Origin of the sequence: Hymenobacter sp., from assembly GCF_031398885.1 — a bacterium.
In the GTDB taxonomy this organism is placed as follows: Bacteria; Bacteroidota; Bacteroidia; order Cytophagales; family Hymenobacteraceae; genus Hymenobacter.
Window position 1 is genome coordinate 1 of sequence record NZ_JANNOD010000099.1, and the last position, 25,892, is coordinate 25,892.

27 protein-coding genes and 1 pseudogene are annotated in these 25,892 nt (G+C 61.3%); 14 read left to right on the forward strand and 14 right to left on the reverse strand.

What is annotated here, in order from left to right; all coding sequences use genetic code 11:
- Positions 1–669, forward strand: a 669-nt coding sequence (locus RMO51_RS18405; RefSeq protein ID WP_310397133.1) for an alpha/beta hydrolase, incomplete at its 5' end; no start/stop codon positions are given.
- A gap of 92 nt (positions 670–761) precedes the next feature.
- Positions 762–1,085, forward strand: a complete 324-nt coding sequence (locus tag RMO51_RS18410) for a DUF1330 domain-containing protein (RefSeq protein ID WP_310397135.1) — start codon at positions 762–764, stop codon at positions 1,083–1,085.
- A 128-nt stretch (positions 1,086–1,213) separates the two neighbouring features.
- On the opposite strand, the gene RMO51_RS18415 is transcribed toward RMO51_RS18410, so the two are convergent.
- Positions 1,214–2,125 (reverse strand): PhzF family phenazine biosynthesis protein, encoded by a 912-nt coding sequence (locus tag RMO51_RS18415; RefSeq protein ID WP_310397137.1) that lies wholly within the window; start codon positions 2,123–2,125, stop codon positions 1,214–1,216.
- A 299-nt stretch (positions 2,126–2,424) separates the two neighbouring features.
- Here RMO51_RS18415 and RMO51_RS18420 point away from each other — a divergent pair, with 299 nt between their 5' ends.
- A complete protein-coding gene (locus RMO51_RS18420) occupies positions 2,425–3,321 on the forward strand; it encodes an AraC family transcriptional regulator (RefSeq protein WP_310397139.1) in 897 nt (298 codons plus the stop codon).
- A 121-nt stretch (positions 3,322–3,442) separates the two neighbouring features.
- Here the strand turns inward: RMO51_RS18420 and RMO51_RS18425 are convergent, their stop codons facing one another.
- The 6 genes from RMO51_RS18425 to RMO51_RS18450 all read right to left on the reverse strand — a co-directional run bounded on the left by RMO51_RS18425 (position 3,443) and on the right by RMO51_RS18450 (position 7,410).
- Complete coding sequence (locus RMO51_RS18425) at positions 3,443–4,015, reverse strand: DUF2306 domain-containing protein (RefSeq protein ID WP_310397141.1); 573 nt, start codon at positions 4,013–4,015, stop codon at positions 3,443–3,445.
- 53 nt (positions 4,016–4,068) lie between these two features.
- On the reverse strand, positions 4,069–4,977 hold the full coding sequence (locus RMO51_RS18430; protein ID WP_310397143.1) for an NAD(P)-binding domain-containing protein: 909 nt from the start codon (positions 4,975–4,977) through the stop codon (positions 4,069–4,071).
- 95 nt (positions 4,978–5,072) lie between these two features.
- Complete coding sequence (locus RMO51_RS18435) at positions 5,073–5,465, reverse strand: helix-turn-helix domain-containing protein (RefSeq protein ID WP_310397145.1); 393 nt, start codon at positions 5,463–5,465, stop codon at positions 5,073–5,075.
- Positions 5,437–5,670: a hypothetical protein gene (locus tag RMO51_RS18440; protein WP_310397147.1), complete on the reverse strand. Its 234-nt coding sequence runs from the start codon at positions 5,668–5,670 to the stop codon at positions 5,437–5,439. Before RMO51_RS18440 ends, RMO51_RS18435 begins: the two co-directional genes overlap by 29 nt.
- A 402-nt stretch (positions 5,671–6,072) precedes the next feature.
- Positions 6,073–6,741 carry an MBL fold metallo-hydrolase gene (locus tag RMO51_RS18445; protein ID WP_310397149.1) on the reverse strand — a complete coding sequence of 223 codons (669 nt, stop codon included), beginning with the start codon at positions 6,739–6,741 and terminating at the stop codon, positions 6,073–6,075.
- A gap of 96 nt (positions 6,742–6,837) precedes the next feature.
- Complete coding sequence (locus RMO51_RS18450; protein WP_310397151.1) at positions 6,838–7,410, reverse strand: Crp/Fnr family transcriptional regulator; 573 nt, start codon at positions 7,408–7,410, stop codon at positions 6,838–6,840.
- 549 nt (positions 7,411–7,959) lie between these two features.
- Here RMO51_RS18450 and RMO51_RS18455 point away from each other — a divergent pair.
- Genes RMO51_RS18455 through RMO51_RS18470 form a run of 4 tightly spaced genes read left to right on the forward strand, consistent with a single transcriptional unit; the run spans position 7,960 to position 14,292 of the window.
- Entirely contained in the window at positions 7,960–8,583 is a 624-nt protein-coding gene (locus RMO51_RS18455; RefSeq protein WP_310397153.1) for a TetR/AcrR family transcriptional regulator, read from the forward strand.
- A gap of 18 nt (positions 8,584–8,601) precedes the next feature.
- A complete protein-coding gene (locus tag RMO51_RS18460) occupies positions 8,602–10,014 on the forward strand; it encodes a TolC family protein (protein WP_310397154.1) in 1,413 nt (470 codons plus the stop codon).
- A gap of 46 nt (positions 10,015–10,060) precedes the next feature.
- Positions 10,061–11,179: an efflux RND transporter periplasmic adaptor subunit gene (locus RMO51_RS18465; protein ID WP_310397156.1), complete on the forward strand. Its 1,119-nt coding sequence runs from the start codon at positions 10,061–10,063 to the stop codon at positions 11,177–11,179.
- A 20-nt stretch (positions 11,180–11,199) separates the two neighbouring features.
- Complete coding sequence (locus RMO51_RS18470; RefSeq protein WP_310397158.1) at positions 11,200–14,292, forward strand: efflux RND transporter permease subunit; 3,093 nt, start codon at positions 11,200–11,202, stop codon at positions 14,290–14,292.
- A 98-nt stretch (positions 14,293–14,390) separates the two neighbouring features.
- Here RMO51_RS18470 and RMO51_RS18475 read toward each other — a convergent pair.
- The 3 genes and pseudogenes from RMO51_RS18475 to RMO51_RS18485 all read right to left on the reverse strand — a co-directional run.
- Positions 14,391–14,546 (reverse strand): annotated as a pseudogene (locus tag RMO51_RS18475) (IS481 family transposase); the annotation flags it as partial.
- Positions 14,547–14,768: 222 nt separating this feature from the next.
- Entirely contained in the window at positions 14,769–15,161 is a 393-nt protein-coding gene (locus RMO51_RS18480) for a helix-turn-helix domain-containing protein (protein WP_310397160.1), read from the reverse strand.
- 284 nt (positions 15,162–15,445) lie between these two features.
- Positions 15,446–15,868, reverse strand: a complete 423-nt coding sequence (locus RMO51_RS18485) for a helix-turn-helix domain-containing protein (RefSeq protein WP_310397162.1) — start codon at positions 15,866–15,868, stop codon at positions 15,446–15,448.
- A gap of 850 nt (positions 15,869–16,718) precedes the next feature.
- Between RMO51_RS18485 and RMO51_RS18490 the strand changes: the two genes are divergently transcribed.
- A complete protein-coding gene (locus RMO51_RS18490) occupies positions 16,719–17,600 on the forward strand; it encodes an alpha/beta hydrolase (protein WP_310397164.1) in 882 nt (293 codons plus the stop codon).
- Positions 17,601–17,865: 265 nt separating this feature from the next.
- On the opposite strand, the gene RMO51_RS18495 is transcribed toward RMO51_RS18490, so the two are convergent.
- Both RMO51_RS18495 and RMO51_RS18500 read right to left on the reverse strand, forming a co-directional pair.
- Positions 17,866–18,069: a hypothetical protein gene (locus RMO51_RS18495; protein WP_310397166.1), complete on the reverse strand. Its 204-nt coding sequence runs from the start codon at positions 18,067–18,069 to the stop codon at positions 17,866–17,868.
- A 177-nt stretch (positions 18,070–18,246) separates the two neighbouring features.
- Positions 18,247–19,671, reverse strand: a complete 1,425-nt coding sequence (locus tag RMO51_RS18500; protein ID WP_310397168.1) for a PLP-dependent aminotransferase family protein — start codon at positions 19,669–19,671, stop codon at positions 18,247–18,249.
- Positions 19,672–19,791: 120 nt separating this feature from the next.
- On the opposite strand from RMO51_RS18500, the gene RMO51_RS18505 reads away from it, so the two are divergent.
- Both RMO51_RS18505 and RMO51_RS18510 read left to right on the forward strand, forming a co-directional pair.
- Positions 19,792–20,568, forward strand: coding sequence for an SDR family NAD(P)-dependent oxidoreductase (locus tag RMO51_RS18505; RefSeq protein WP_310397170.1), 777 nt, complete (start codon positions 19,792–19,794; stop codon positions 20,566–20,568).
- A 112-nt stretch (positions 20,569–20,680) separates the two neighbouring features.
- The gene (locus RMO51_RS18510) at positions 20,681–21,481 is read left to right on the forward strand and encodes an alpha/beta fold hydrolase (protein ID WP_310397172.1); all 801 of its coding nucleotides are present in this window, start codon (positions 20,681–20,683) and stop codon (positions 21,479–21,481) included.
- Positions 21,482–21,708: 227 nt separating this feature from the next.
- Here the strand turns inward: RMO51_RS18510 and RMO51_RS18520 are convergent, their stop codons facing one another.
- Positions 21,709–22,077, reverse strand: coding sequence for a hypothetical protein (locus RMO51_RS18520; protein WP_409025054.1), 369 nt, complete (start codon positions 22,075–22,077; stop codon positions 21,709–21,711).
- Positions 22,078–22,170: 93 nt separating this feature from the next.
- Between RMO51_RS18520 and RMO51_RS18525 the strand changes: the two genes are divergently transcribed.
- Both RMO51_RS18525 and RMO51_RS18530 read left to right on the forward strand, forming a co-directional pair.
- The gene (locus RMO51_RS18525; protein WP_310397176.1) at positions 22,171–22,701 is read left to right on the forward strand and encodes a TetR/AcrR family transcriptional regulator; all 531 of its coding nucleotides are present in this window, start codon (positions 22,171–22,173) and stop codon (positions 22,699–22,701) included.
- A 226-nt stretch (positions 22,702–22,927) separates the two neighbouring features.
- Positions 22,928–23,614, forward strand: coding sequence for a nitroreductase family protein (locus RMO51_RS18530; RefSeq protein ID WP_310397178.1), 687 nt, complete (start codon positions 22,928–22,930; stop codon positions 23,612–23,614).
- 3 nt (positions 23,615–23,617) lie between these two features.
- On the opposite strand, the gene RMO51_RS18535 is transcribed toward RMO51_RS18530, so the two are convergent.
- A protein-coding gene (locus RMO51_RS18535) for an IS5 family transposase (protein ID WP_409025055.1) occupies positions 23,618–24,452 on the reverse strand; the annotation gives its coding sequence in 2 pieces (ribosomal slippage) (positions 23,618–24,100 and positions 24,102–24,452; 834 coding nt in all).
- Between the two features lie 237 nt (positions 24,453–24,689).
- Between RMO51_RS18535 and RMO51_RS18540 the strand changes: the two genes are divergently transcribed.
- Positions 24,690–24,992, forward strand: coding sequence for a transposase (locus RMO51_RS18540; protein WP_310397182.1), 303 nt, complete (start codon positions 24,690–24,692; stop codon positions 24,990–24,992).
- Positions 24,989–25,870: an IS3 family transposase gene (locus RMO51_RS18545; RefSeq protein WP_310397184.1), complete on the forward strand. Its 882-nt coding sequence runs from the start codon at positions 24,989–24,991 to the stop codon at positions 25,868–25,870. Before RMO51_RS18540 ends, RMO51_RS18545 begins: the two co-directional genes overlap by 4 nt.
- Positions 25,871–25,892: the final 22 nt, after the last annotated feature.

Below are 25,892 nucleotides of genomic sequence, written 5' to 3' on the forward strand. Positions count from 1 at the left end.
GTGGGGCCTACTTCCCGCTTGCGGGTGGCCTACCTGGAGGCGGGCGCAGGCCCCACCACCGTGGTGCTGCTGCACGCCAACGTAGTGTCGTCGCTGATATTTCAGGATTTCATACTGGCCCTGAGCCCGTTGGGGCCGTACCGGGTGCTAGCACCGGACTTGCGCGGTTTCGGCGCCAGCCAAGTGCTGTCCGTGGATGCTACGCGCGGCCTGCGGGATTTTGCCGATGACCTGGCCAGCTGGGCCGAGGCACTGCAACTTGCTTCGTTTCACGTACTGGGCTGGTCGATGGGCAGCAACGTGGCGGTGCAGTACGCGCTGGACTATCCGGGCCGGCTGCGCTCGCTGGCCCTGGAAGCGCCGGGCTCGCCGTTTGGATACCTGGGCACCAAAGATGCCGTCGGTACTCCTACCTGGCCGGACTATGCCGGCAGCGGTGGCGGCACGGTCCACCCGGACTTTCTGCGCAACCTGGCGCAGCAAGACCGGGGCTCCAGCCCGGCCGCGCCCCGGTCGGTGCTGGGAACGTACTACCTGCGGCCCGGCTTCCCGCTGCCCCCGGACTGGGAAGATCTGTACGTGGACGTGTTCCTGAGTACGGCCTTGGGGCCGGACAACTACCCCGGCGACTCGGAGGCCTCGCTCAACTGCCCGCAAGCGGCTAATTGACCTCAACCAGGGAAAAGGCCGGCAAATGCACTCCAACTTACAAGCCTGCCTGCTACCCTGTTGCTCCTTCCGTATCTCTTACTCTTTTCCTCATGACTGACAGCGACACTGCTCTCTATATTACCGTTCTGCTGTACCTGGTGCCCGGCCAGGAACAAGCTTTTGCCGAGTACGAAGCGTATGCGTTGGACCTGCTGGTTCGGCACGGCGGCCAGGTGGTGTGCCGGGTGCGGCCCAGCGGCGAGACTTTTCTTGCCCCGGGACAGGAGCACCCCTACGAAATTCAGGTACTGGCTTTTCCCAGCTCAGCCATCTTCGAGCAGTTCATGCAGGACCCCGCCCGCCAGGCCCGCACCGACCAGCGGCGGCAGGCAATTCGTGAGACGCTCCTCATCACCGGCCGGGTTAATCGGTGAAAACACTGCGTATCATGTGAATGGCTATGCCTTTTATCAAAAAGGTGGCGGTACTCCACCTTCAACGGACCACCGGCCGGGGCAGTGTGGCGCAGTTGCTGACGAAGGGAGTGGCTTGAAGCAACTCATTACTGCGGGTTTTTTTCGTCGAGGTAAAGCGTCCCTTCCATGACGATTACGGAAGAGCCACTCACCCAAATCCCTTCCTCTTGCACATTAACCGTGATGGAAGAGGGATGCTGTACGGCAGTTCCCTGCAAAATCCGGTAGTCGGTATTCCGACTCAGGTGCCCCAGCTGTTCCAGGTACCCGGCCAAAGGCCCGGCCGCCGTTCCCGTGGCCGGGTCCTCATCAATCCCCATCCCGGGGTTGAAAAATCGGGTTTCCACTGCGTAGGCGGTATTCGGCTGGTCGGTAGCAAAGAGATAAAATCCCTCAAAGCCGTACTTTTCGGATATCTCCTTTAGCCGCGCTTTATTCGGCACGGCCTGTTGCAGGCATATTCGGTCCCTGACGGGCACCATCAGATGGGGTACTTCGGTTTGCACCACCGCGATTTCCCAGCCATGCGGCCGCAGGTCGGCTTCGGACAAGCCAATCGCGGGAGCAATGACCGAAGCCGGGATGCTTGGCAGCACCGTCGCCGGCCGTTGCTGCATGGCCACGTAAAACTGACCTGCCTTCTCAGTAATCAGCAACGGTATTTTGGTGTCCCCAATCACGACCCAAGGCCTCCCCTGCTGCCCGTTGAAGATGTCCCATTTCTTGAGCAGCGCCAGGCACACCGCCCCCAGCAGGTTGTGGCCGGCGCCGAGCACCTCGAATTCGGCCGGCGTGAAAGAGCGCACTTTCAAGGCCTTTTCCTCCGCGGAGTAGGCAATAAAGGAGGTTTCCGAATACCCAAACTCCCGGGCAATGGCGTGGTACTGGGCTAGTTCCAGTTCCCGGTCACAATGAACGACGGAGAGTTGGTTGCCCTCGTATTTTCGGTCAGTGAATACATCCAGCACATAATAGGTCAGCTTTTCCATGGTGGTCATTTCGAGGATGATGGTGAAGCAAGGTTTAGAAAAAGCTGTTGCGGATGAGCGGGTGGCAAGAGGCGGTAGTGAATAATGTCGCCGTTCAAACGCCATATCCTGAGTGTCTTGCCGAGGGGTTGGTATTATTTGCAAAAAGCCCCCCATCCGGTTTATTGAGTACCAGGGCGAGGCTGTGCCTGCCTCCACAATTGCCCCGGCAGTCGGGGACTTCTGCTGGCAAAGTTACGGGGACCTGCCAAGGCCGGACCGTGAAAAAGACGGGTTTCTACGGTACTTTCCCACGCTCTGCCCAGATAATGAAAAATCGACAGCTACACCAAGCCTTTGAGTTGCACGTCTGCGATATTGACTGCTGGAATGAGCGCCCGCTGACCTACCACTTCTTTGAGATTGTGCACATCTTGGACGGCAGCGGGGTGCGCGTGGTGAACCACAACCGGTTTTCTTACGCCCAAGGCAGCATTTTTCTGTTCACGCCGCTGGACTGCCGGGGGTTTGACATCAGCACTCCAACACGTTTCTGTTCCATCCGTTTCTCGGAGGTGTTCCTGGGGCAGTGCCGCAGTGCTCCGGAGCGTCTGCGGATTGCGCACTGGCTCAAGCAACTGGAGCACCTCTTTTTTCACCACAACCGCTTCCAGGAGCTGCTAATTGGCCGGCCGGGTGACGGTGACCTTCTGCGCACACTGGTGGCGACGCTGGTGGCCGAATACGAGCCCCAGCAGCCCTACCGGGAGGAAAACCTCCAGCATCTGGTGCAGGTCGTCCTAAACATCCTGGCCCGCAACGTCAACGCCGAGGACCCGACCGGCCTACGGACTGCCGGTATGGTAGCCGAGCCGCTTATAAACCGGCTCCTGCTGCACCTGCGCCTGCACATTCACTGCCCCGAGAAGTTGCGCGTCGAGTACCTGGCCGCGCACTTTCACCTCTCGGCTAATTATGTTGGCGAGTATTTCCGCAAATTTGCCGGAGAAAGTCTGCAACACTACCTCCGGCATTACAAAATGTGGCTCGTGCAGCAGCGGTTGACCCACAGTGCTTTAGCAATCAGTCAGATTGCAGATGAGCTGGGCTTCACCGACGAAAGCCACCTGAGCAGACAGTTCCGCAAGCATAGCGGCATGAGCCCCGCCGAATACCGAAAGCAGGCCAAACGAGGACTAATATGCAGCCCGGAGCCCGCGAGGTAAGAGGCCCGAGCCATATCGAATTAGGCGGCTCGTCCCCCATGCCCTTGGCGTTGGCGCTGGCCTATCCTCTATTTTAGGACTGGACTATGTGGGCGCCTACTGGATTGACTGACCTGGGTTGTTATTTTCTGGCTGCCGACAAAAGAACTTGATACAGAAACAAGGGGACTGACCAGCCCAGCCAGAACAGGGAAGGAGAAATCTCAGCGAAGCTGCCAAATTTCTGCATGAATGGTAACTTCAAAGCCAGCCCGGATAGCACGAAAGCCAGGGTGACCAGGTAGCTCCTGGTCATCCATTCTTTGTGCAGCTGGAATTTCTTTTTGAGCGCGGTACGGTAGGCAATGTATGTAGACGCAATCCAGACGCTTACCCACACCTGCAAAGAAAACGCGTACGCCCAATTCACCTGGTAAGCGGTTGTGTAGGCCAGCACCACGGCGCATAGTGAACTGGTCACAATGGCCAGCAAGTACACCAAGCCAATGATTCGGTGCAGGCGCACCTGAGACCGGCGTAGCCGGTCCCAAAACTGCAGCGGGCCCAGCACCAGGGCTCCCCCGCCGGCGGTGATGTGCGCGATTAGCACCCACCGCACCGAAAAATATTTTCCGAGCGCTTCGGGCGTCAGGGCCAGGAAATGGTCGGCACCGTGCATGAAGTACCAGGTCAGGGTCACAATGCCGCCCCACATGAAGAACTGGGCAATTTCCGCTGGCTTTACCGCGCGGACAACAGATAGCAACCTCACACCGATTGCGCTAGACTATCCTTCTTTCGGCGGATGACCTTTATCAGGGCTGCCAGTTCCTGTTGCTGATACCCGTCGGCTTGGGCTTTTTGCAGCAGGTTAGCGACGGATTCGAAAAAGGACGTGTCCAAGCCATTTTCACCCACGGCATCCCGGATGCGCTGCGTGGCGGACACGCTTATCGAAAGGGGGCTCTGGGTGATAGCAAATTCGTTTTTTTCGATTACCTGCAGCTCATGCTGGAAGAACTCGGTAAAGCCCCCGGTGATTTCCGCTATAATGTCGCTGAACAAGCTCAGCTTGAGGTTGGCTCGCTCGGCCAAAGCCGCCCCGTGCAGCAGCCCGATGTACGAGCCATACAGCCAAGCCAAGGTGGCCAGGTCCATCGTCGAAGCCGCCGAGGCCTCTCCTCCCAAGTACTTAATGTTGCCCCCAAAGACACGGAGCAGGTTTTCGTACTGGCTGAATGCGGCCTGGTTGCCGGATACCAGTATCGTCGTATCGGGCTGGCCTAACTGGTCGGGCGCTACCTGGATTGCCCCGGCCAGGTAGGGAGCGCCGTGCTGGTCTAGCCAGCGCTCCAGCACCTGGACTTCGCCGGGGCTGCCGGTCGTCAAGTTGATGATGGTTTTACCGCGGAGGATGCTCTTGTCGGCCAAGCCCGTGAGCAGCTCATTGACGGCAGGGTAGTCATGGACGCAGATAACTACGGCCGGGCTGTGGCGGATGGCAGCATCCAGCGTTTCGGCGACCGTAACCCGCTGCAGTGCATTGGCCTTGGCAATGGTCCGGTTCCAGACCGCTGTGGGGGTGTTTTGCTGGCTGAGCAATTCGACCAGCTTCAGTCCTATCTGGCCGAGCCCGATGACGGTGACCGGCGGCAGTGGTGTCACGTGTTTTTGCATGATACAAAGGTCCATGCCGGCCGCAGGGCCGGCAATAACCGAATAAATATTCCGTCACCGAATAATTATTCGGTATGAAACGCGCCTAATACGGATTATTTCTCCGCTGGCGTTTCCCTCTGCAAAGCAATAGACTGCCGCCGAGCAATGGTTTTAACCGAATCTGCGTGGGTACTACCCCACCGGTCCATCTGCTCGATTACTGGTAAAGCACTCGCTCCCATTTCCGTTAAAAAGTATTCCACCCGTAGCGGAAAGCCCGGGTAAATCCGTTTCGACACCATGCCATAGGCTTCCAGTTCGCTCAGCTGCATGTCCAAAACCCGGGGAGTTACCGAGTCAAATCTTCGGTGAATCTCGCTGGGCCTCCGGTCCCCTTGCTTTAAGGCGGCCATAATGCAGGTTTTCCATTTTGCACCCAATACTTTACCAAATACTCTCAGCCCGCAATCCAGGTCTTCAGGGGTTTTTCTTTCGTAGCTGTTCATTATACTTACGGCGTTTATCACGCTTTCTCAAGGGCGGAAAATGGGCGGTCCAGTAAAAACAGACAGTGAGCCAAGGTGGGATGGTTTCCAGGCCGTATTCGAATTGGCGGGGCGGGCGGTAGCCCAGGTCCGAGCGGCGGTGGGCCACCAGGGTGAAATAGATGTCGAGGTAGTGGGTCGCTTCGAGGCGGGCTTCTTCCAGCAAGGCGGCGGTGGTCTATTGAAGAGTGAGAGCGTAACATTAGCGCATGGTTTATACGCAGCATTTATGTGCCCGCTGCAACAGCGAACAAATTCGTTGCAACAGCACGCAAGGCGGCCAGCCGAAGTACCAGTGCAAGGCCTGCGGGTACCAGGCGCGGTTCGTGCCGGCGGCCGTGGCCAAAGCGGCGCAGTATGCCCAGGCCGAGGCCTTGCTCACCGAGCGCAACTCCCAGCGCAGCATCGTCCGCGCCACGGGGCTGCGTTGCACGCCCGCGGGGTCGCTATGCGCGGCAGGTGGCCGGCCCAAGTCGCCCCCGGGCAATTTGCCGCTAGCCGCCTGGCAATCAACAAGTTTGCGTTCACGACTTTGGCTTTATGCAGCCTATGTGATGTCCGAAGGAGCCTATTGCCGGGCCGCGAAGTGCTCGAACTGCCGCTGGTCATTTAGCAGTACCGGCCCGTGACCGAAGCAAATCAGGCGAGGGTGTAGGTCAGCCAGCTTCTTGAGGGAAGCAATGTTTTGCTCCTGATTTGAAGTGAACATGGCCGGGGGCAGGTGCAGCCCCGGCCAGGTAGTCAGCAAGTTCATGTTGGTCGCCACATCGCCCGCCAGCAGTAACCCGTCCTTTTCCCGGAAAAAAGCCAGGTGGCCCGCCGCGTGTCCCGGACTTTCCACCACGCGAAACGTGCCGACCCAATCATTTTCCCGCAGGGTGTCGGCAACGGGGTGACCTTGGCCGGCCCAACAGGCTTGTTGAAATTTGGCAATCGGGCTGCCGGGTGACGGGTAATCTTTCGTGACCAATCCGGTTTCCGTTCGCAGCACCTCCCGCTCGTGACAATCCAGGGGTAGGTTGAAGGTCTGGCAGAGCTGGTCGCTGCTGCCCTGGTGGTCGGCATGGGCGTGGGTGAGTACGTGCCTGTGCGCCGGAACCTGCCGCAGGCAGCGGCTGATTTTCCCATAAGAGGCGCGAATCCCGGAATCTACCAGGGTGCCCTCTACCAGGTAGCAGTTGATGCCATCCCGGGGCATGAGGGGAATGTGGTATACTTCCTCCGCAACGCGTTGCATAACAGAACGTTTTTAGTTCGATGCAAAGCTAGGGAGGATAAAAACCGACTAAAAAGGACATTTGTCCTGAACTGCAACGACTACCGCCAGCTAGCCCTACCGTGCTTCCTGCTTGGCCCGCGTCAACGTCCTCTCGGTTATGCCTAGGTAGGAAGCCAGGTCCGCCGCCCTGACCCGCCTCACCAGGTCAGGCGCTTGCTGCAGGCTAAGCAGGTATTTCTCTCTGGCCGGCTTGTTATGGTAAGCCAGCAGGTACTTTTCCCTGGCGATGAGTTCCTGCCGCACCAGTTCTTGCAGGATGATATCCCACGCCGGTATCCTCTCCAGCAAGTTTCGCAGGCGAGCGGGAGTGATGCGGAGCAGTACGCAAGCCTCAATAGCCTGAATGCTTTTCGGGGATGGCCGCCGGAAAAAATAGCTTTCAAACGAGGTTGTAAACTCGTTTTCAAACCGAAAGCAAATAATATTTTCGTTGCCAGTTTTATCGGACGAAAAGGATTTGACTCCGCCTATCACAATAAAGGCGGCCTGGTCACATACCTCCCCCTGTCGGACGAGGAAATTTCCCTTCTTAATGCTGATAGGACTGAACGCTGCAAGGGAATAATGTACATCCGCTTCGCTGAGCAAGGCAAGGCTGGTAAGATACTGCTGTAAATGGGCTTTCATTAGTAGCAAGATAGCCAAGCACCGGCCACTCAGGGCCCAGCTACGTGGGTACAACAAGCTGCTTGAGTTGCAGGCTCAACAGCTAAGCCGAAATACGAGTGAGGGGTTTAGTTAGCCTGGACAGAATTGGGGGGAATCTTTCTTTACGCCTGAAAGACACGCCAAAATCCGACAAACGTCGCAGGGCTTCGACGCGGCCTTCCGCGTCGAAGCCCTGCGTCTGGCCGAGCAGTGCCGCTCGGCCCAAGCCGCCGCCCGGGCGCTGAATATCGACCCCAAACGCATCTGAGGTCGTTCGGTTAGGCGAGAGAGTTTAGGGCGGTATTATTAAGGGTTGAAGGAAAAAAGTTTGCGGGATTTGATAAGCAAGTGTCGAGTACTGGCCTTGGTTAAAAGTTTGGTACAAAAGTTACATGAGGGTCTCATGGCCCAGCGAATGGCCACCTAACATCAACCACTAGCCAAATTGCCGCAACTAATAACTGAGTATCGCCAAGATATGAACACCGTTCACTATATTTGCATCGTAAGCAACCTCTCCCTCTTCCTGTGGGCATCGCCGAACGCAAAGAGCGCGAAAAGACCGAACGCCGCCAGGCCATCCTGGCGGCGGCGCAGCAACTGTTCAACGAGCAGGGCTTCGAGAAGGTGAGTATGCGCAACATTGCCGAGGCCATTGAGTACAGCCCGGCCACCATCTACCTCTACTTCAAAGACAAGAACGAGCTGTTGTTTGCTTTGCAAAACCAGGCCTTTGGGCAGTTGGCCCAGGCGTTCGAGTCGGTGTTCAGCATCCAGCACCCGGCCGAGCGGCTACGCGCCGTGGGGCACAAGTACCTCGAATTCGCCTTTGAGCACCCGGAACTATTCGAGTTGATGTTCATTATGACCGGCCCGATGGAAGCCGTGGAAGCCCGCGGCGAGGCCGCGCCCTGGGCCAGCGGCCGCGCAGCTTTCGACCGCGTGGTGCAAGTGATGCAGCAGGGCATGGACGCGGGCGTTTTCCGCTGCCCCAACTCCGAAAGTGCCGCCCTGATGGTATGGAGCCAGGTCCACGGCCTCGCCGCCTTGTTCCTGCGCAAGCGGCTGATGATTTTCCCCGATGACCGCCGCCATGCCCTCATGGACGAGGCGATGAACCTCTTCACTCAGGTGCTAAAGCACGGCCTATGACCTTTTTTTGCCCTATACATGAACACTGTACACTTGTTTATCGGTGGTAATACGCGCTGCCAAAGGGTCTGGCTGGTAAGCGGGCTAATGGGCTTGCTGGTGGTCCAACCCGCCGCGGCCCAGCTTCCGAACCGCACGCTGCAAGCCTACATCGAAACGGGGCTGGCCCAAAACGTAACGCTCCGCCGCGAAGGCCTCGCCGTGGCCAGCGCTGCCCAGCAGGTGCGGCAGGCCGGCGGCCTTTACCAGCCGCTGGTGCAGCTGGGCGCGAGCTACACCCTAGCCAACGGCGGGCGCACTATCAACATCCCAGTTGGCGACCTGATGAACCCCGTGTACCGCACCCTCAACACGCTGACGGGCAGCAACCAGTTTCCACAAATCAACAACGTGGCCGAGCAACTGCTGCCCAACAACTTCCACGAAACCAAAGTCCGCATCATCCAGCCGCTGTTCAACACCGACATCTACTTCAACTACAAGGCCCAGAAGGAGCTGCTCTCGGCCCAGCAGGCCCAGCAGGCGGCCTACCGCAACACCCTTCACCACCAGATTGAGGTGGCCTACTACCAGTACCTGCAAGCCGGCGCGGCCGTGGCCGTGTACCGCACCACGGCCCAGACCCTGGCCGAACTGTTGCGCGTGAACCAGGCGCGGCTGGCCGAGGACCTTACCACCAACGACGCGGTGTACAACACCAAGGCCCAGCTCGCCGGCAACCAGCGCGACCTGGCCACCGCCGCCAACCGCCGCCAGTTGGCCCGCACCCAGTTCAACTACCTGCTCAACCGGCCCCTCGACGACAGCATTGCTGTTGAAGAACCCACCGGCACCACCCTGGCCGCCCCGATGGGGGCCAGTCTGGCCGCGTACCGTTCGGCCGCCGTGCGGCAACGTCCCGAGCTGGAGCAGCTGGCCCGCTCCGAAGCCGCCCGCGCCCTGGGCTTGCGCCAGCGGCGGGCGGCGCGGCTCTACCCCCAGTTGAATTGGGTGACGGACCTCGGCTACCAGGGCTTTGGCTACCGCTTCGACGTACCCCAGCAGCGGTTTCAACTGATGCAGTTCGCCCTGAGCTGGGACCTGTTCCGAGGCGGTATCAAGCGGGGCGAAGAGCAATTGGCCCGCTTGGCGCTTGACGACGTGCAGGCCCAGCGCGCCGACCTGGTGAACCAGTTGCAACTGCAAGTCACGCAAGCCTACGACAACCTCGCCTCGGCCCGCGAAGCCGCCACGGCCGCCGCCGCCGCCCAACTCAACGCCGAGAAGAGCTACGCCATCGTGCGCCGCCGTTACGTCGAGGGCCAGGCCATCGTGCTCGAACTGCTCGACGCTACCACCCGCCAGACCACGGCCCAGCTCGCCCGCGTCATCGCCGGCTACGATGTCTTCATCCGCGAAGCCGAATTGCGCCAGGCCCTGGCCCAGGAATAACGGCGCGACGGCACAAATGCTCACCCATCTCAAAGCCATTTTTATCATGCCTACGCCCCTTATTTCTTTTAGCCGGCTGGCCGGCCTGGTGCTAGCCGGATCCCTGCTCGCCGGCTGCCAGAAGGCTAAACCCGCCACGGCCGAAGCGGTAGCACCGGCCACGGCCACCGACAACGTAGCCGTGACGCTGACCCCCGTGCGCCGGCAGTTGCTGGCCCAGCCCATCGCGGCCTCGGGCCAGCTCAGCAGCGAAACCGAAGCCCGGCTTTCGTTTAAGACTGGGGGTCTGGTGCGCCGCGTGCTGGTGAAGGAGGGCGACTACGTGCAGCGCGGCCAACTGCTGGCGGCCCTCGACCTGACCGAAATCAGCGCCCAAGTAACCCAGGCCGAACAGGGCCAGACCAAAGCCCGGCGCGACCTCGACCGCTTCGGCCGGCTGCTGGCCGACAGTGCCGCCCCGCGTGAGGCCGTCGAAAACCTGCGCACGGCCTACGCCGTGGCCCAGGAGCAGGTCCGCATCGCCCGCTTCAACCGGCAGTTTTCCGAAATCCGGGCCCCGGTGGCCGGGCGCATCGTGCGCAAGCTGCTCAACGAGGGCGAGCTGGCCGCGCCCGGCACGCCGGTCTTATTCATGAACGCCACGACTGGCGCCGACACCTGGACCCTGAAGGCCGGCGTGGCCGACAAAGACTGGGCGCGGCTGCGCGTGGGCGACCCGGCCACCGTGCGCCTCGACGCCTACCCCGACCGCGACTTCACGGGCCGGGTGAGCCGCCTGGCCGCCGGGGCCGACCCGGCCAGCGGCACCTGGCAAATTGATATTCAGGTGCGGCCCCAGGCTGGCGCGGCGCTGGCCACCGGCCTGTTCGCCCGCGCCAGCCTTCGCCCCCGCCAGCAGGCTGCCTACCACGTCGTGCCGGCCGAGGCCCTGATAGAAGGGGAGGGCGAAAACGCCTTCGTCTTCGCGCCGGCCGCGACGGGTAGCCGGGTGCGCAAGCTGCCCATTCGGGTGGCCTTTCTCGACGGCGGGCGGGTGTACGTGCGCGCCGGCCTCGACTCAGTGGCCCAGGTCGTCGCCCAGGGCGCGGGCTTCCTGACGGAGTATTCCACGATTAACGTGCGGCCCCCAGCCGGCCCGACCGCACCGCTGACCACCCGCAACTGACCACTAGCATCCCCTTCGCCATGCGTCACTTTATCGAATTCTTCGTTACCAACCGCTCGTTCACGCGCATCCTGTTCGTGGCGCTGCTGGCGGCGGGCCTCCAATCCCTGCTGACCATGCCCCGCGGCGAGGACCCGGAGGTAAACTTTCCCACCTTCACGGTGGTGGCCGTGTACCCCGGCGCTTCGCCTGCCGACCTCGAAGACCAGGTGGTGCAGCCGCTGGAAAAGCGGTTCAACGAGCTGGAAAATGTCAAGAAAATCAACTCCACGGCCGACGATGGGCTGGCCGTGGTGCAGGTCGAGTACGACTTTTCGGTCAGCCCCGACGACAAGTACCAGGAGATGGTGCGCGAGGTAAACGCGGCCCGCCCGGAGCTGCCCGCCAGTCTGCAGAATCTGGAGGTGAAGCGGTTCCAGTCCTCAGACGTGAACGTGTACCAGTACGTGCTGCTGGGCCCCAACGCCTCGTATCAGGAGCTGGAGCGGTGGGCCGAAAAGCTGCAGGACCGGTTGGAGCAGCGCGTTTCGGGCTTCAAAACCGTTAAAACCTGGGGCTACCCCCAGCGCGAGGTGCGCGTGTCGCTCCACTTGGAAAAACTGGCCCAGCAGCGCATTCCGCCCGCCGCCGTGCTGGGGGCGCTGCAAAGCGAAAACTTGAGCATCCCCGGCGGCAGCGTGGAAGTGGGCAGCCGGCGCTTCAACCTAAAAACCAGCGGCGACTTGCGCACGCTGGGCGAGATTGAAAACGTGGTGGTGTATGCCCAGGGTGGCAAAATCATCCAGCTACGCGACGTGGCCGACGTGCGCTTCGCCTACGAGGAAGCCCGCCACATCACCCGCCTCGACGGGGTGCGCGGCGTGCTGGTCACGGCCACCCAGAAGCCGGGCCAGAACATCTTCAACCTCGAAAAGCAGGCTGGCCCGGTGGTAGCTGCTTTCCAAAAAACGCTGCCCGCGAATATCCGCCTGGTGACCACCTTCGACCAGGCAGCCAGCGTGGGCCAGCGGCTGTCGCGGCTAGGCAAGGACTTCGGGCTGGCCATTCTATTGGTGAGCCTCACGCTATTGCCGCTGGGCTGGCGAGCGGCGCTGGTGGTCATGATTTCGATTCCGCTTTCGCTCAGCATCGGGCTGTTCCTGCTCAACGCGCTGGGCTTCACCATCAACCAGCTCAGCATTGTGGGCCTGATTGTGGCGCTGGGCATTTTGGTGGACGACGCCATCGTGGTGGTCGAAAACATCGAGCGGCTCTTGCGCACGGGCCTGAGCCGGACGCGGGCCGTGGTGGAGGCCACCACGCAACTGGCTTTGCCCGTTATCGGGGTCACGGTTACCCTCATCATTGCCTTCGTGCCCTTGCTCCGGCTGCCGGCCGGGCCGGGCGCGTTCATCCGGGGCCTGCCCACCGCCGTGGTGACGGCCGTGGCAGCGTCGCTGCTGGTTTCACTTACCATCGTGCCGTTTCTGGCGACCGTGCTCTTGCGGGCGTCTCACAACCCCGCGGGCAACGTGTTTTTGCGGGCCTTGCGCCGCGGCGTCGATGCCACCTACGGGCGGCTGATGCACTGGGCGTTGGGCCACCCCCGACTGGCGCTGGCCGCGGCCTTTGGGCTGGTGGCGCTGGGGCTGGGCCTGGCCGTGCCGCGCATGGGCTTCAGTTTGTTTCCCAAGGCCGAGAAGCCCCAGTTTCTGGTGAACGTGGAGATGCCCAACTCGGCCGGCCTGCCCGAAACCGACCGCGTAACCCGCGACGTGGAGCGGGTGCTGGCCCGCCACCCCGACATCATCCACTACACCACCAACGTGGGCCGGGGCCAGCCCAGCATCTACTACAACGTGCCCCAGCGCAACGAACAGCCCAACTTTGCCCAGATTTTCGTGCAGTGCCGGGCCGAAACCTACGAGGAGAAAAACGCCTTGGTGCAGCGCCTGCGCCGCGAGCTGGCCACCTACCCCAACGCCCGCGTCGAGGTGAAGGACTTCGAGCAGGGCCCGCCGCTGGAAGCGCCCGTAGCCGTGCGCCTCTTCGGCGACAACCTCGACACCTTGCGCCGGCTCGCGGGGCAAGTCGAGCGCGAGCTGCGCCAGGTGCCCGGCACCATCTACCTCTACAACCCCGTCGCCACCCGCGCCACCGACCTCAAAGTCGTTGTCAATCAGGAGAAGGCCGGCCTGCTGGGCGTGGCCACCGCCGACATCGACCGTACCGTGCGCCTGGCCGTGGCCGGCCTGCCGGCGGCGGCGCTCACCCTTGGCGACGGCCAGGACAAGCTGCCCGTGAACGTAACGCTGGCCCGCGCCGGTGGCTTCCAGCAGCTGGCCGTGCTTGACCGCCTTTACGTACCCGCCGCCACCGGCCGGGTGGTGCCGCTGCGCGACGTGGCCGACGTGCGCTTTGAGACGGCGGCCCCCGCCATCCGCCACCTCGACCAGGCCCGCTACACCACGGTGAATGCCTTTGCCCAGGACGGCTACCTCTACGCCACGCTGCAAAAAGCCGCTCAGGAGCGTTTGGATAAGCTGAAATTCCCGGCCGGCTATTCCTACAAGATGGCTGGCGAGCAAGAGAATAAGGACGACGCTTTGGAGGGTTTCGGTACCACCATTCTGCTCTCGGCCTTCGCCTTTGTGCTGGTGCTGGTGCTCGAATTCGGCTCCTTCAAAAGTACGCTCATTGTGCTTTCGGTGGTGCCGCTGGGCGCGGTGGGCGGGGTGCTGGCGCTGCACGGGGCCGGCTACCCGTTCTCGTTCACGGCTATCATCGGCTTCGTGGCCCTCATCGGCATCGAAATCAAGAACTCCATCCTGCTCGTGGACTACACCAACCAGCTCCGCGCCCAGGGCCAGCCGCTGGAGCAGGCCATCGAGGAGGCCGGCGAAACCCGCTTCATCCCCATCCTGATGACCACGCTCACGGCCATCGGCGGCCTGATTCCGCTGATTCTGGAGCCGGCCCCGCTCTACACGCCGCTGGCCTGGGTGCTGGTGGGCGGCCTCAGCTCGTCGCTGCTGCTCTCGCGCATCGTCACGCCAGTGCTCTACAAGCTGTTTCCGCCGGAAGTAGCCGTCGCGGCATCCGCCACGCCCGCGCTGGAAACCGCCGTTGCGTAGCCCGTACCCGGCTCCTGGCTTCGCTTCATCCTACACTTGCCCGCCTATGAAACTCGAAACCAAGCGCCTGCTGCTCTTCGGGGTGCTCATCACCTTGGCGCATCGGCCGTGGTGGCGCGGCTACGCCACTTGGCCACCGTTTTGGGGTTGACCCCGTGGCGGGTGGTTAGGCTTTGTAAGCTTTCCGGACTTTGTTGGATAAGGCGCCGTACTGCCGGAGTTGTCCGGGCGCTGCCGTGAAGTACTTGTCCCATAAGTGTTGGCGAAGTTCGGGCGTGAAGACCACACCAGCTCACCCTGGGACTATACACCTAGCTTTACTCCTACTTGGCCCATCCCAAGGATGGTGGCCGGCAGCTGAGATTTTTCGTGTTTTTGCATGACACAAAGGTTCATGCACACTACGGGCCGGGCAACAACCGAATAATTATTCCGTCACCGAATAGTTGTTAGGTGTTGGCCTCATTGCGCAGGGGTTATAGCTGCGGCATGGATTCTTGAGGCACAGAAGCGCGCTGCAGGTGGACAACGTTTTTGACGTACTCTGCCTGGGCGGTGCCCCATTGGTCCATTTGTTTGATAATGGGCAAAGCGCTGACGCCCATTTCGGTTAGAAAATACTTTACCCGCAGCGGAAACCCGGGATAAACCCGTTTGGCTACCAAGCCATAGGCTTCCAACTCACTCAGCTGCATGTCAAGGACTCGCGGAGTCACCGGGGCAAGTCTTCGGTGAATTTCGCTGGGCCTTTTACAACCTTGGCTGATGGCGTCCATGATGCGGGGCTTCCACTTGGCCCCCAGTACTTTGCCGAACACCCGCAGGCCACAATCCAAGTCTTCCGGGGTTTTTCTTTCGCGGGTGGTCATGATACACTATGGAGGTCAGAAGGTGTTCAAGGGGGACGCTAGGGAAACGCGCTACGCGGAGCTAGCAAGCGACTATTGCGCACTCATTCGGTCAATTGGCAAGGTCGGTCATAAGAAAAGCACTAGCAAGTAACAAGGGAAACGGATTTTCTTCTATATGCGCCGGCGCCCCAGGAAGTGTACACAAAATCCCCCCTTTTTTGGACTGCGCGCCTTGATGCGTCACCGTCCGCCCCGCGGGACTGCAGACGGTGGTGAATAGCGGCAAACCATGAATCCGCGCCTTATTGCGGCTTGACTAGCGGCAATGACTCAGCTGGGCTGCCCAAATGACGGGCATTCAGTTCGGCCCGAACCGCCGCCTGTACCTGCGCTCCGCCCTGCACCAGCTGCAGGGCGTGGGGGTACAGTTCAACCGGAACGCGACGGTGTTTGATGCTCCAGGCGCCAATCTCTGTGAGCAGCGGCAGCAAGTCGATGCCGGCGGGCGTGAGCCGGTAGATGTGCTTCTGCTTGTGGTCCGGGTCGGGGCCCTTGGTGATGATGCCCTCCAGCTCCAGCTTCCCCAAGCGGTCAGTTAGGATGTTGGAGGCGATTTTTTCTTCGGATTGGAGAAGCTCCCGAAAATGACGCTTACCGTTGAACATTATGTCCCTGATTATTAACAAGCTCCACTTGTCGCCGAACAGCTCCAAGGTCAGGTTCATGGGGCAAAAGGACCGGGCGTTATTCACGAGATTTAATATTTTAGTTTGCAACCACTTGCTTTTTACAATCAGTTTTATAGCTTTGCAACCAGTTGCTATTTGCAACCAATCAAAGTTAGTTTAAATCGGGCACACCGCTTTCCTTGAATTGGCTTTGTCCGGCCCGGCGGGCAAGCAGCTGCCCAGCGCGCTCAACCCCAACCCCCTAATTGCTCCTTTGGCACTGGTGCGACTAACTGGTGGGCTGGTAAGTTCCGCGCTGCTCGCGCGTCGTCACGCCGGTCGTTCATAAGGTGCTGCCGCCGCACCCCTAAAGAGGCCTGGCCTATCCCTGATATCAGTTCACTTGCGACGCCCACTCATGCAACAGACCTTAGTTCAGTACACCCTAAAACCGACCACGCGGCGGGAATCGAAGTGCTCGTTCAGGCCGTGTACCGGAAATGCAGGATTCGCAACCGCCCGGCTTTCGCTACGCCACCTACAAACTGGCTGACGGGGTGAGTTTCCTGCACCTGGCTCGGGTGGACCCGGGCGAGGCAAATCTCCTGCCCACGCTCCCAGCGTTCAGAGCATTTCAACAAGGTATCCGCAGCCGCTGCGAGGTGGCACCGGTCGTTTCGCACACCAAGGTGGTAGGCGCCTACCAAGCAGGGGCATCCTGACCGCAACCATTTACGGCCGCAGCAACGGCAAGCCCCGGCGCCCCGGGCCGGGACCAGACGGCTTGGTAACGGATGAGCTGCTCAACACCAACAACCCGGCAACTTGAATTCGGGGAATCTCTTCTTCTTTCTATTTCAGCGCCGTTCAAACCCTTCGTGCTAGCGCTGTTTATCCGCTTTTCAACATGAGTCCCACAACGCACTTTGTACCCCGAGGAGCGCACCGGCTGCACGCCCAAGAATACCCCGACAACGGACCAGTCGTCGTGCTGCTGCACGGTTTTCCCGACAACCTCCACCTCTACGACGCGCTCGTGCCCTATCTGGTGCCGCACTTTCGCGTCATTGCTTTCGATTTCCTGGGTTGGGGCCATTCCGACAAGCCGGCATCCCACGCCTACACCTTTGACGCGTGGCAGGGGGATTTGGGAGCCGTACTCGATTACTTTGCGCTCACCGCCGTGACGCTGGTGGCCCACGATGCGTCGGGGCCACCGGCCATTGATTGGGCGCAGCTCCATCCCGACCGGATGACCCGCCTGGTGCTGCTCAATACCTTTTACAGCCACATGGCCACGCGCACGCCCGAAGCCATCCTGCTGTTTTCCACCCCCGTGGTGCGGGCCGTAGCCCGGGTGGTGGCTCGCGCGTTCGGCAATTTCCTGTTTCGGCGCATGTTCTGGTGGCAAATCGGCCGCTTTATGACCCGAGAAGCGGACCGGCAGCACTACATTCCGCTGCTCTACGCACAATTTGCGGCCGAATCCTCTTCTCAGCTTCCATTTTTTGCCCTGAATCGGGATTTGCTCCCCGCCATCATCCGCCGAACGCGGCACCTAAGCAGCTTGCGAGGCTTCGCCGTGCCCGTCCAAATTATCTTCGGCGCCCTCGACCCCTACCTCAACGCGCGGGTGGCCCAGCAGTTCCACCAGCTTTTTCCCGGGAGTGAATTACACCTGCTGCCGCACGCCCGCCACTTCGTGCAAATCGACGCCCCGGCTGAGGTCGCGGGCCTGCTGCGGCAACCGGCGCCGGCAACAACGCTTAAGTCTACCCAGTCAGACTAGTTATCGGGAACTGGACGGCCGCCAGCGTTCCTGACCGGGCGGCACGGTAGCTGAATGAGATTGCATACAGTGGCAAGGCGCCTGACAGCTGGGGCCCAGGCCGTGGCGCGGGCCTTCCCCCTCGCGCTTATCGTAACTCATCAGCGCCGCCCGCCCGCGGAACAGGCAACGCTCTGCTCTAATTACTCATCGTTAAGCCCTACTAAGTCCAGGCGCAGGTGTGAATCCCTGGTTCCCGTTGTCATTCAACAGCGGTCACCTGCCCTCAAGCCCAGCCCTTGCTACCGTAATTGGACCAAGTGCAGGAACAGTCGATATTTTTCGCAAACCGTCCCCACTCGGCCATGCCGCCGTCCAGCTCGCCGAAAGAAAAAATACCGCCCAGGTGCGTGCCTAGCAGGTCGCAGAACACGTAGTGCTGCTGGTGGTAAGTTTTGCGGGGCCGTTTCAAGTGGGCTGTTTTAGCCATAGCAGTGCAAGATGTGCACTCGCTGAAAAACGGCTTGTCCTGATTACATCACGCAATGTTGGTGAAGGCTGTTTTGCGCTCAAACCAGATGGTGGCCCGCAACTGACCCCGGCCACGTGCATGATAGGCCAGCTGCTAGGGGCGCATAGATGGCTAGCGGCTTGGGCGTAGCACCGCTCAAGTAGCCACGCTTTCCGGCATGGAATAACATTTCCCCGCCCGCAGCAAGCCCGCCAAGTGCTGGATGGCCTGTACTACGGGGGCGGTGAGGGGTTGGCCGCAAGCAATGCGCAGGCAGTTTCCGTACAGGAGCTGCGTGGAGAAGACGCCGCCAGGGTAAAAAATTATCCCGGCCGGGGCGGCCTGCTGCAGCAAGGCCAGGGCGGAGTAACCTGCCGGCATTTCAGCCCAGAGCACCAGCCCGCCCTGAGGGTCGCTGACCCGCGTGCCGGCGGGAAAATGCGCGCAAATCAGGGCGCGGTACGCCGCCACTTGCTCGCGCAACACCCGGCGCAGACCGCTCAGGTTCTTGGCGTAATGGCCACTGGCCAGGTAATGCGCCGCCGCGACTTGCGGCAAGGCCGCCGTGCTGCCGGTGTGCATGAGCTTTTGGGCCAGCACCGCCGGCTCAAAGCGCCCGGCGATAACCCAGCCAACGCGGAAGCCGGGCGCCAGCGTTTTGGATAGGGACGAGCACAGCAGCACCAGGCCCCTGCGGTCAAAGGCCTTGCAGCTGACGGGCCGGGGGCCTTGGAAGTACAGGTCGCCGTACACGTCGTCTTCAATCAGGGGAATTTCATGCTCGGCCAGCAGCGCCACCAAGGTCTGCTTGCGCTCTGCGGACATGCACGCGCCGGTCGGGTTGCTGAAATTGGCCGTGACCACCACTGCCCGGATGGGAGCCGTCGCCAGGGCCTGCCGCAAGGAACCCAAATCGGGTCCGGTGCGCGCATCTGTCGGCAACTCGTAGACGCGCAGGCCCATCCCCTCCAGGGCTTGCAGGATGCCATAGTAGGCCGGCGATTCCACCGCCACCACGTCCTGCGGCTTGGTGGCTGCCTTGATGGCCAGCACCAGCGCCTCCATGCAGCCGTTGGTGACGATGATTTCGTCGGCGTCGACAGGGTTGCTCCACTGGCTGGCGCGTTGCGCTGATTGCCGGCGCAAGTTCGCGTCGCCGCGTATCTCGGCGTAGTTGAGGCCACCGCCGGGCAGGGTGCGTCCTGCCGCGGCCAGGGCCTTGGTCAAGCCCGCACGCGGCAACAAAGTGGGCGCGGGCACGGCCAAGGCCAAATCGATCAGCCCGGGGCGGCTCCACTGCTGGCCCAGCGCCAGCAGGGTATGCGTGACGGAAACGAAGTGTACGGCCACGGCTGGCCGGCTGGGAGCGGGCACCTGTTCAGCCACCGGCCGGCTCGCCTGGACGTAGTAGCCGGATTGAGGGCGGGCCTGCACCAAGCCATCGGCTTCGAGGGCGTAATATGCCTGAAACACGGTGCTTACACTCACTTGCTGCTCCCGGCTTACTTGCCTTACCGACGGTAGCCGTTCGCCGGGGCGCAGCAGGCCCTGATGAATCTGGTGGGCGAACATGTCGGCCAAACGGCGGTAACGGAAGCAGGCGGCCACAACTGAGCTGGTTTTTTCATGCGAAATTGAAACTGGTTTCGCTTTGCCGAAAGTAGGAGCTTTGCGGCTCTCCATCACCAAATTCTGCTGACTATGTCTCCTGTCGCTGTCCCTCTCGCTTTTATTACCGGCGCCACCTCCGGCATTGGGTACGCCACTGCCCACGCGCTGGCCCGGCAAGGCTTTCGCTTGGTGGTGTGCGGCCGCGATGCCCAGCGCCTGGAAAGCCTGCGGGCGGAATTGGCCGTTGTGACCCCGGTGCACGCGCTGCGCTTTGACTTGGGCGACGAGACGGAGGTGCGCGCCGCCGTGGCCTCACTGCCGCTTGTATGGCAAGAAGTCGATGTGCTGGTCAATAGCGCCGGCGGTGCCTACGACTATGGGCCGGTGCAAGACGGCAACGCCGCCGACTGGGACGCCATGCTGGCCAGCAACGTGCACGGGTTGCTGTACGTCACCCACGCCCTGCTGCCGCAACTGCCCGGCCGGGGCCGGGGACACATCGTCAACGTGAGTTCCGCGGCGGGCAAGCAGGCCTACGCCAATGCGTCCGTATACTGCGCCACGAAAGCGGCAGTTGAGTCACTCAGCCAGAGTCTGCGGCTGGATTTGCTGCCCTTGGGAGTGAAAGTGACCAATATCGCCCCGGGCGCAGTGGAAACCGGCTTTTCGCAGGTGCGCTTCAAGGGCGACGCCCAGCGGGCAGCGGCGGTTTACGAGGGTTTCGAGCCGCTGCAAGCGGACGACGTGGCAGATGCTATTGTTTACGCCGTCACGCGTCCGGCGCACGTGCAGATTGCTGACCTGGTTATCTATCCGCGCGCTCAGGCGGCGGTCACTACCATTTTGCGCGCCATGACTTCCCAGTAACTATTTGCACGGCGGTTTGGCCGCAGCAACGCAGTGCCCCCATCCGCTCAGCGGCTGCGGCAGTGCCTCCATCGGAACGCGTACGAATTACCCTTCTTTTACTTTTTTGCACATGATTAACTTTTTGGAAGTACCAGGTGGGCGCATGGCCTACGAAGTGCGCGGCACCGGCCAGCCGGTGGTGTTGGTGCACGGTCACCCCTTCAACCGGTCCATGTGGGGCGCTCAGGTAGCATTTTTGGCATGCAGCTACCAGGTCATCACCTACGATTTGCGCGGTTACGGCCAGTCTAGCGGGGCCAGCACTCTCGTGCCATTAGAACGCTTCGCCGAAGACCTGGAAGCCCTGCGGGTGGCCCTGCAACTTGACTTCTTTGCATTGGCCGGCCTCTCCATGGGCGGACAGATTGCGCTGGAGTATTACCGCCAGCACCCCGATCGGGTACGGGCGCTGCTGCTGCTCGATACGTTTGCCACCCTTGATTCGCCCGCGCGCCGCCAAGACCGCCTGGATACGGCCGCGCAGTTGGAGCAGCTAGGCATGGCCCAGCACGCCCGCGAAGTACTGCCCAAAATGGTGGCACCGGCCACCCTGCGGGAGCAGCCCGCTGTGGCCGAGGCCGTGCTCACGATGATGCAAACCACGCCCCCGCAGGGCGCGGCCGGTGCGCTGCGGGGGCGGGCGGAACGCCGCGACTATACTTCGATGCTGGCTAAGATTTCAGTGCCCACCCTGGTGCTGGTGGGCCGCGATGACGTTTTTACGCCCGTTGCCGACGCGGTGTTCATGCAAGAACGCATTGCTGGGGCCCAACTCTGCGTTGTGGAAGGCGCCGGCCACCTGCCCCCGATGGAAACGCCGCGGGAGTGCAATGCCGCCCTCAACCAGTTCCTAAGAAGCTGCCTGACGTGAGCAGCCCCTGCGTTTTTTTTTACTTAAAATAACCACCTTATAAAACGATAAATGAGGGTATAACTAAGCTTGTTCGCGCTTTGGCACCTGTCAGCTACCGTAGGGGTGCAGCAATACGCTGAGCAGAATTAGGGAAGTGCCGAGGTAGAAGCCCGGACTCATCTTCTCGCGTTGCCCAAAAATGAGCAAGGCGAGGGCAATGCCGTAAATAGGCTCCAGGGTAATGGTCAGGTTGACGGTGAAGGCTGGCTGGAAAGCCCAGCCAAATCGGCGGCCTCTAGCACCGACTGTGTTTCGCGGATTTTGCCCTTGAGATAATATGCCGTCAGGTACTTGCGAAATTTTTTGGGGCTGAGGCCCACCCGCTCCACGAACAGGCGCTGGAAATGAAACGGGCTGAGTTCTACCCGCGCCGCCACTTCTTCCAGCGAAGGCTGTTCCAAAAAGTGGCAAGTCAAAAAGCCAATGGCCTGCTCAATGCGCGGATAGTTTATGTGATCGGAGCTCATGCGGAGTATTAAAGCTATAATATTCCGGGTTGCTGATGGCTCTTTTAACCCGATTCTTGCGCTTAAAATGACTTTAAGCTGGGGCAAGCCGGAAACGTGGACGGGTGAATCGAAAAATAATATGAACAGACTTGTCTGTATCATCTTTTAATTCATACTTAGCCTTATTATTCCACACGCATGTCTGAGACTCGCCGCCGAATCCTGACCACTGCTGCCCGCTTGTTTTACCAACAAGGGTACACGCTGACGGGAATTAATCAACTGATTGCCGAAGCCGGGGTAGCCAAGGCCAGCCTTTACCAGCATTTCCGCACCAAAGACGAGGTGCTGTTGGCGTACTTGGCTGAGGCCAGCGCGCAATGGCGCCTGCACGCCGAAGCCGCCGTGGCCGGGGTGGCGTCGCCGCGGGAGCAAGTGCTGGCCGTGTTTGAGTTGCTGCGGGAGCAACAGACCCGCACGGACTTCCGGGGCTGTAATTTTCAGCACGCCTTGATTCAGGCACCGGCGGAAGAAACCCAGGTCCGGCGCCTGATTCAGGAGCACAAACAGCGGATACATCAGTTTTTTGCCAGCCTTCTGCCCACCGATTCCCGCATCGGAGCCGAGGAACTCGCTTTGCTCTATGAAGGCGCGCTCATGGCCTGCCAGATTCACCAAAATCAGATCCCCGTAGACACAGCTCAGGCTATGGTGAAACGCCTGCTCTAAAAATTTTTCCTGTGTTATACAGACCGGTCTGTTTTTTTATTACTATGTAAATCCATGGCCTTGGCGTTGACTTCTCGGCGCAGACTTGCTCGTTTGTGGCCCGGGCCAGACCTTGCTTTCATGATAAGCCCGACCTCTTGGCCGCAGTCGGTCCAAAGCTTGCCACAGGGCGCGCCCTGGACTAAGAGGCTCCCGCTCCATTTCGTTCACATCACTTATTGACTCCATGGAAACACTAAGCCTCGACGCCGCGCTGAAGTGGCGCTACGCCACCAAGCGCATGACCGGAGCGGTGGTGCCCGCCCCCGAAGTAGACCGGATATTAGCCGCGATCCGGCCGGCTCCCACCAGCCGGGGCCTGCAGCCCTTCAAAGTGTTGGTTATCGAAGACCCCACGTTGAAGCAAGCAATTTCTCCCCTGGCCGAGCAGCAGCCCCAGGTCGTGGAATCCTCGCATTTGCTCGTGTTTGCCGCCTGGTCCGCCGTCACCCGCGAACAAGTCGACGAATACATCCAGCGTACGGCTCAGGAGCGCGGCGTGCCCGTGGAGCGGCTGAGCGCCGTCAGGAACGTGCTGGAGCACGACCAGCTTACAATGGACGACGAAACTTTCCACCACTGGGCGGCCAAACAGGTCTACATCGCCCTGGGCTTTGCCCTGACGACGGCCGCCGTGCACCAAATCGACGCGGCGGCGTTGGAGGGCTTCAATCCTGCCCAACTCGATGAGTTGCTGCACCTGCGGCAGCGGAGCCTGCGGAGTGTGGTGCTGCTGGCTCTGGGGTACCGGGACGTGGAAAACGACTGGATGCTCAAGCTTAAAAAAGTGCGCCGCCCGCCCGAGGAATTATTCGTGTACCTGCCGGCCGGGGAGCTGTCAACTCCTGCGCCGGCGCGCAGCGAAGCCACTTAGAGGCTATCCAAATAGGCAATTGTACCAGGTGATTCGTGCGCAGGCAAAATGGAGCATGGCCAAGTAGTTTTCGGGCTTTTTAGCCCATCGGATGAGCAAGTGCCGGAAGCGGTTGAGCCACGAGTGGGTACGCTCGACGACCCAGCGGCGGGCTTTCTGGCCCGCTTTTTTGGCTTGGACTTCTTCCCCACGAGGCCGAATGTGGACCGTGTAGCCCAGAGCGGCCAGCGTTTCGCGCACCTGCTTCGGGTCGTAGCCCGCGTCCAGGCACAGGCCCTGCGCCCCGCCCTCCGCCCGGTGGGCCCGGCGGGCGGCCTCGGCAACGGGCGGCACGCTGGCCAGCGTGCTTCCCACTAGCTTGACGTCGTGGCGGTTAGCCCCGGCGAGCACCAGGCCTACCGGGATGCCCCGGGCTTCCGTCAGCAGGCTGCGCTTGACGCCGCCTTTGGCGCGGTCCGTGGGGTTGGGGCCCGTTTTTTTCCCCGCCCAGCGGCGCTTTGTGCAGCGAGCCGTCGAGGGCCCTCCAGGCGAAGTTGAGCCCAATCAAGTCGTCGTAATCCCGCAAGGCCTCGTCCCAGAGCCGCGCAAAAACGCCCGCCTGCACCCACTGCTGAAACCGGCTGTGCGCGGTCGAGCCCTTGCACAAGCCCGTTGCATCCAGCGCTTTCCACTGGCAACCCGTGCGCAGCACAAAGAAGATGGCCGTCAGCGCCTCCCGGGCGGCAATGCGCCGCCGGTGCCGGCCCAAGGGATGCGCTTTGGGCACATGCACCGGCAAGAGAGGGGCAAGCCGCGCCCATAAGGTGTCAGAAATGGTGAACTCTTGTGTGGTAGCCATGCCCCATATTAACCCCTATTTGGATACGCTCTTACTCGGCCGATCGCCGCTAATCAAGCGAAATTCTATCATGAACAAGTACCCCACGACGCATAATACGGTGGAGGTAGAAGGCCTTAATATCTTCTACCGCGAAGCCGGCGACCCATCCGCCCCTACCCTGCTGCTGCTGCACGGTTTTCCCACTGAGGTGGTCCAGTTTAGGCGGACAGAAGAAGGACGTATATTTCTTCTGTGATGACAGCCAAAAAGAGCGGAGCGTCGGCCGATAAACGACGCAAATACGATGATGCTTTCAAGGCCGAGGCGCTGCGCCTGGCCAGCGAGAGCCGCAGCACGCAAGCCGCCGCGCAGCAGCTGGGCATCAGCCCCAAGCTGCTTTACCGCTGGCAGCAGGCCCAGCTCGTGGCCGAAGTGGGCAGTGTCGAGGTGGCGCGCGACCCGGAAGTGCGCGCCCTGCGCGCCCGCCTCAAGCGGGCCGAGCAGGAGCTCGACATTTTAAAAAAAGCCTTGGTCATCTTCGCCCAGCCGACCCCGTGAGCGTTTACCAGCACATCACCCGGCGCCGCCGGCAGGTGCCCGTGCGCCGCCTCTGTCAGGTGCTGCGCGTGGCCCCCAGCGCCTACTACGCCTGGCAGCAGCAGGCCCAAGCATCGGCCCTCGAACCCGCCTGGCAGGTGGCCGTGCGGCAGGCGTTTGCCCGGCACGGGCGGCGCTACGGCACGCGCCGGTTGCGCGCGGAAGTACACGCCGAAGGCCATGCGGTGGGGCGTGGGCGCATCCGTCGCACCCTGGCCGCCCACGGCTTGCGCGCCCAGCAGCCCCGCTCGTTTGTGCCGCGCACCACCGATTCCGACCCCGCCCGGTGGGCGGCGCCCAACCGCTTGCTCGGCCAGCCGGCCCCTGTGGCCCCGAACCGGGTCTGGGTGGGCGACATCACCTACCTGCCCCGCCAGGGCGGCGGCTGGCTCTACCTGGCCACGTGGCTGGACCGCTGCTCGCGCAAGGTCGTCGGCTGGGATTTGCGCGAGGGCATGCCCGAAGACCTGGTCAGCGAGGCTTTGCGGCGGGCCTTGGCCGTGCGGCAGCCCGCGGCTGGACTCGTCGTGCACTCCGATCAAGGCAGCCAGTACACGGCCACCCGCTTCCAGGACCTGCTCATCCGCCACGAAGCCCGGCAAAGCATGAGCCGGCGCGGCAACTGCTACGACAATGCGCACGCCGAATCGTTTTGGAGTCGGCTCAAAACCGAACTGTTAGACGGCGGCAGCTTTCCCGACTTGGCCGAAGCCCGGCTCGAAATCAGCCACTACATCGCCTACTACAACGCCGAACGCCGCCACTCGGCTCTGGGCTATTTAGCCCCCAACCACTTCGAATCCCAACTCCAAACCACGTCCCAATTGTGTCCGGCTTAGCTGGACCACCTCAATGCTGGAG

What these genes read in the sequence shown, in the direction of transcription:
- RMO51_RS18410 (WP_310397135.1), top strand. Translation starts at nt 762, where the DNA reads ATGACTGACAGCGACACTGCTCTCTATATTACCGTTCTGCTGTACCTG.
- RMO51_RS18415 (WP_310397137.1), bottom strand. Translation starts at nt 2,125, where the DNA reads ATGACCACCATGGAAAAGCTGACCTATTATGTGCTGGATGTATTCACT.
- RMO51_RS18420 (WP_310397139.1), top strand. Translation starts at nt 2,425, where the DNA reads ATGAAAAATCGACAGCTACACCAAGCCTTTGAGTTGCACGTCTGCGAT.
- RMO51_RS18425 (WP_310397141.1), bottom strand. Translation starts at nt 4,015, where the DNA reads ATGTGGGGCGGCATTGTGACCCTGACCTGGTACTTCATGCACGGTGCC.
- RMO51_RS18430 (WP_310397143.1), bottom strand. Translation starts at nt 4,977, where the DNA reads ATGCAAAAACACGTGACACCACTGCCGCCGGTCACCGTCATCGGGCTC.
- RMO51_RS18435 (WP_310397145.1), bottom strand. Translation starts at nt 5,465, where the DNA reads ATGAACAGCTACGAAAGAAAAACCCCTGAAGACCTGGATTGCGGGCTG.
- RMO51_RS18445 (WP_310397149.1), bottom strand. Translation starts at nt 6,741, where the DNA reads ATGCAACGCGTTGCGGAGGAAGTATACCACATTCCCCTCATGCCCCGG.
- RMO51_RS18450 (WP_310397151.1), bottom strand. Translation starts at nt 7,410, where the DNA reads ATGAAAGCCCATTTACAGCAGTATCTTACCAGCCTTGCCTTGCTCAGC.
- RMO51_RS18460 (WP_310397154.1), top strand. Translation starts at nt 8,602, where the DNA reads ATGAACACTGTACACTTGTTTATCGGTGGTAATACGCGCTGCCAAAGG.
- RMO51_RS18465 (WP_310397156.1), top strand. Translation starts at nt 10,061, where the DNA reads ATGCCTACGCCCCTTATTTCTTTTAGCCGGCTGGCCGGCCTGGTGCTA.
- RMO51_RS18470 (WP_310397158.1), top strand. Translation starts at nt 11,200, where the DNA reads ATGCGTCACTTTATCGAATTCTTCGTTACCAACCGCTCGTTCACGCGC.
- RMO51_RS18480 (WP_310397160.1), bottom strand. Translation starts at nt 15,161, where the DNA reads ATGACCACCCGCGAAAGAAAAACCCCGGAAGACTTGGATTGTGGCCTG.
- RMO51_RS18485 (WP_310397162.1), bottom strand. Translation starts at nt 15,868, where the DNA reads ATGAACCTGACCTTGGAGCTGTTCGGCGACAAGTGGAGCTTGTTAATA.
- RMO51_RS18490 (WP_310397164.1), top strand. Translation starts at nt 16,719, where the DNA reads ATGAGTCCCACAACGCACTTTGTACCCCGAGGAGCGCACCGGCTGCAC.
- RMO51_RS18495 (WP_310397166.1), bottom strand. Translation starts at nt 18,069, where the DNA reads ATGGCTAAAACAGCCCACTTGAAACGGCCCCGCAAAACTTACCACCAG.
- RMO51_RS18505 (WP_310397170.1), top strand. Translation starts at nt 19,792, where the DNA reads ATGTCTCCTGTCGCTGTCCCTCTCGCTTTTATTACCGGCGCCACCTCC.
- RMO51_RS18510 (WP_310397172.1), top strand. Translation starts at nt 20,681, where the DNA reads ATGATTAACTTTTTGGAAGTACCAGGTGGGCGCATGGCCTACGAAGTG.
- RMO51_RS18525 (WP_310397176.1), top strand. Translation starts at nt 22,171, where the DNA reads ATGTCTGAGACTCGCCGCCGAATCCTGACCACTGCTGCCCGCTTGTTT.
- RMO51_RS18530 (WP_310397178.1), top strand. Translation starts at nt 22,928, where the DNA reads ATGGAAACACTAAGCCTCGACGCCGCGCTGAAGTGGCGCTACGCCACC.
- RMO51_RS18540 (WP_310397182.1), top strand. Translation starts at nt 24,690, where the DNA reads ATGACAGCCAAAAAGAGCGGAGCGTCGGCCGATAAACGACGCAAATAC.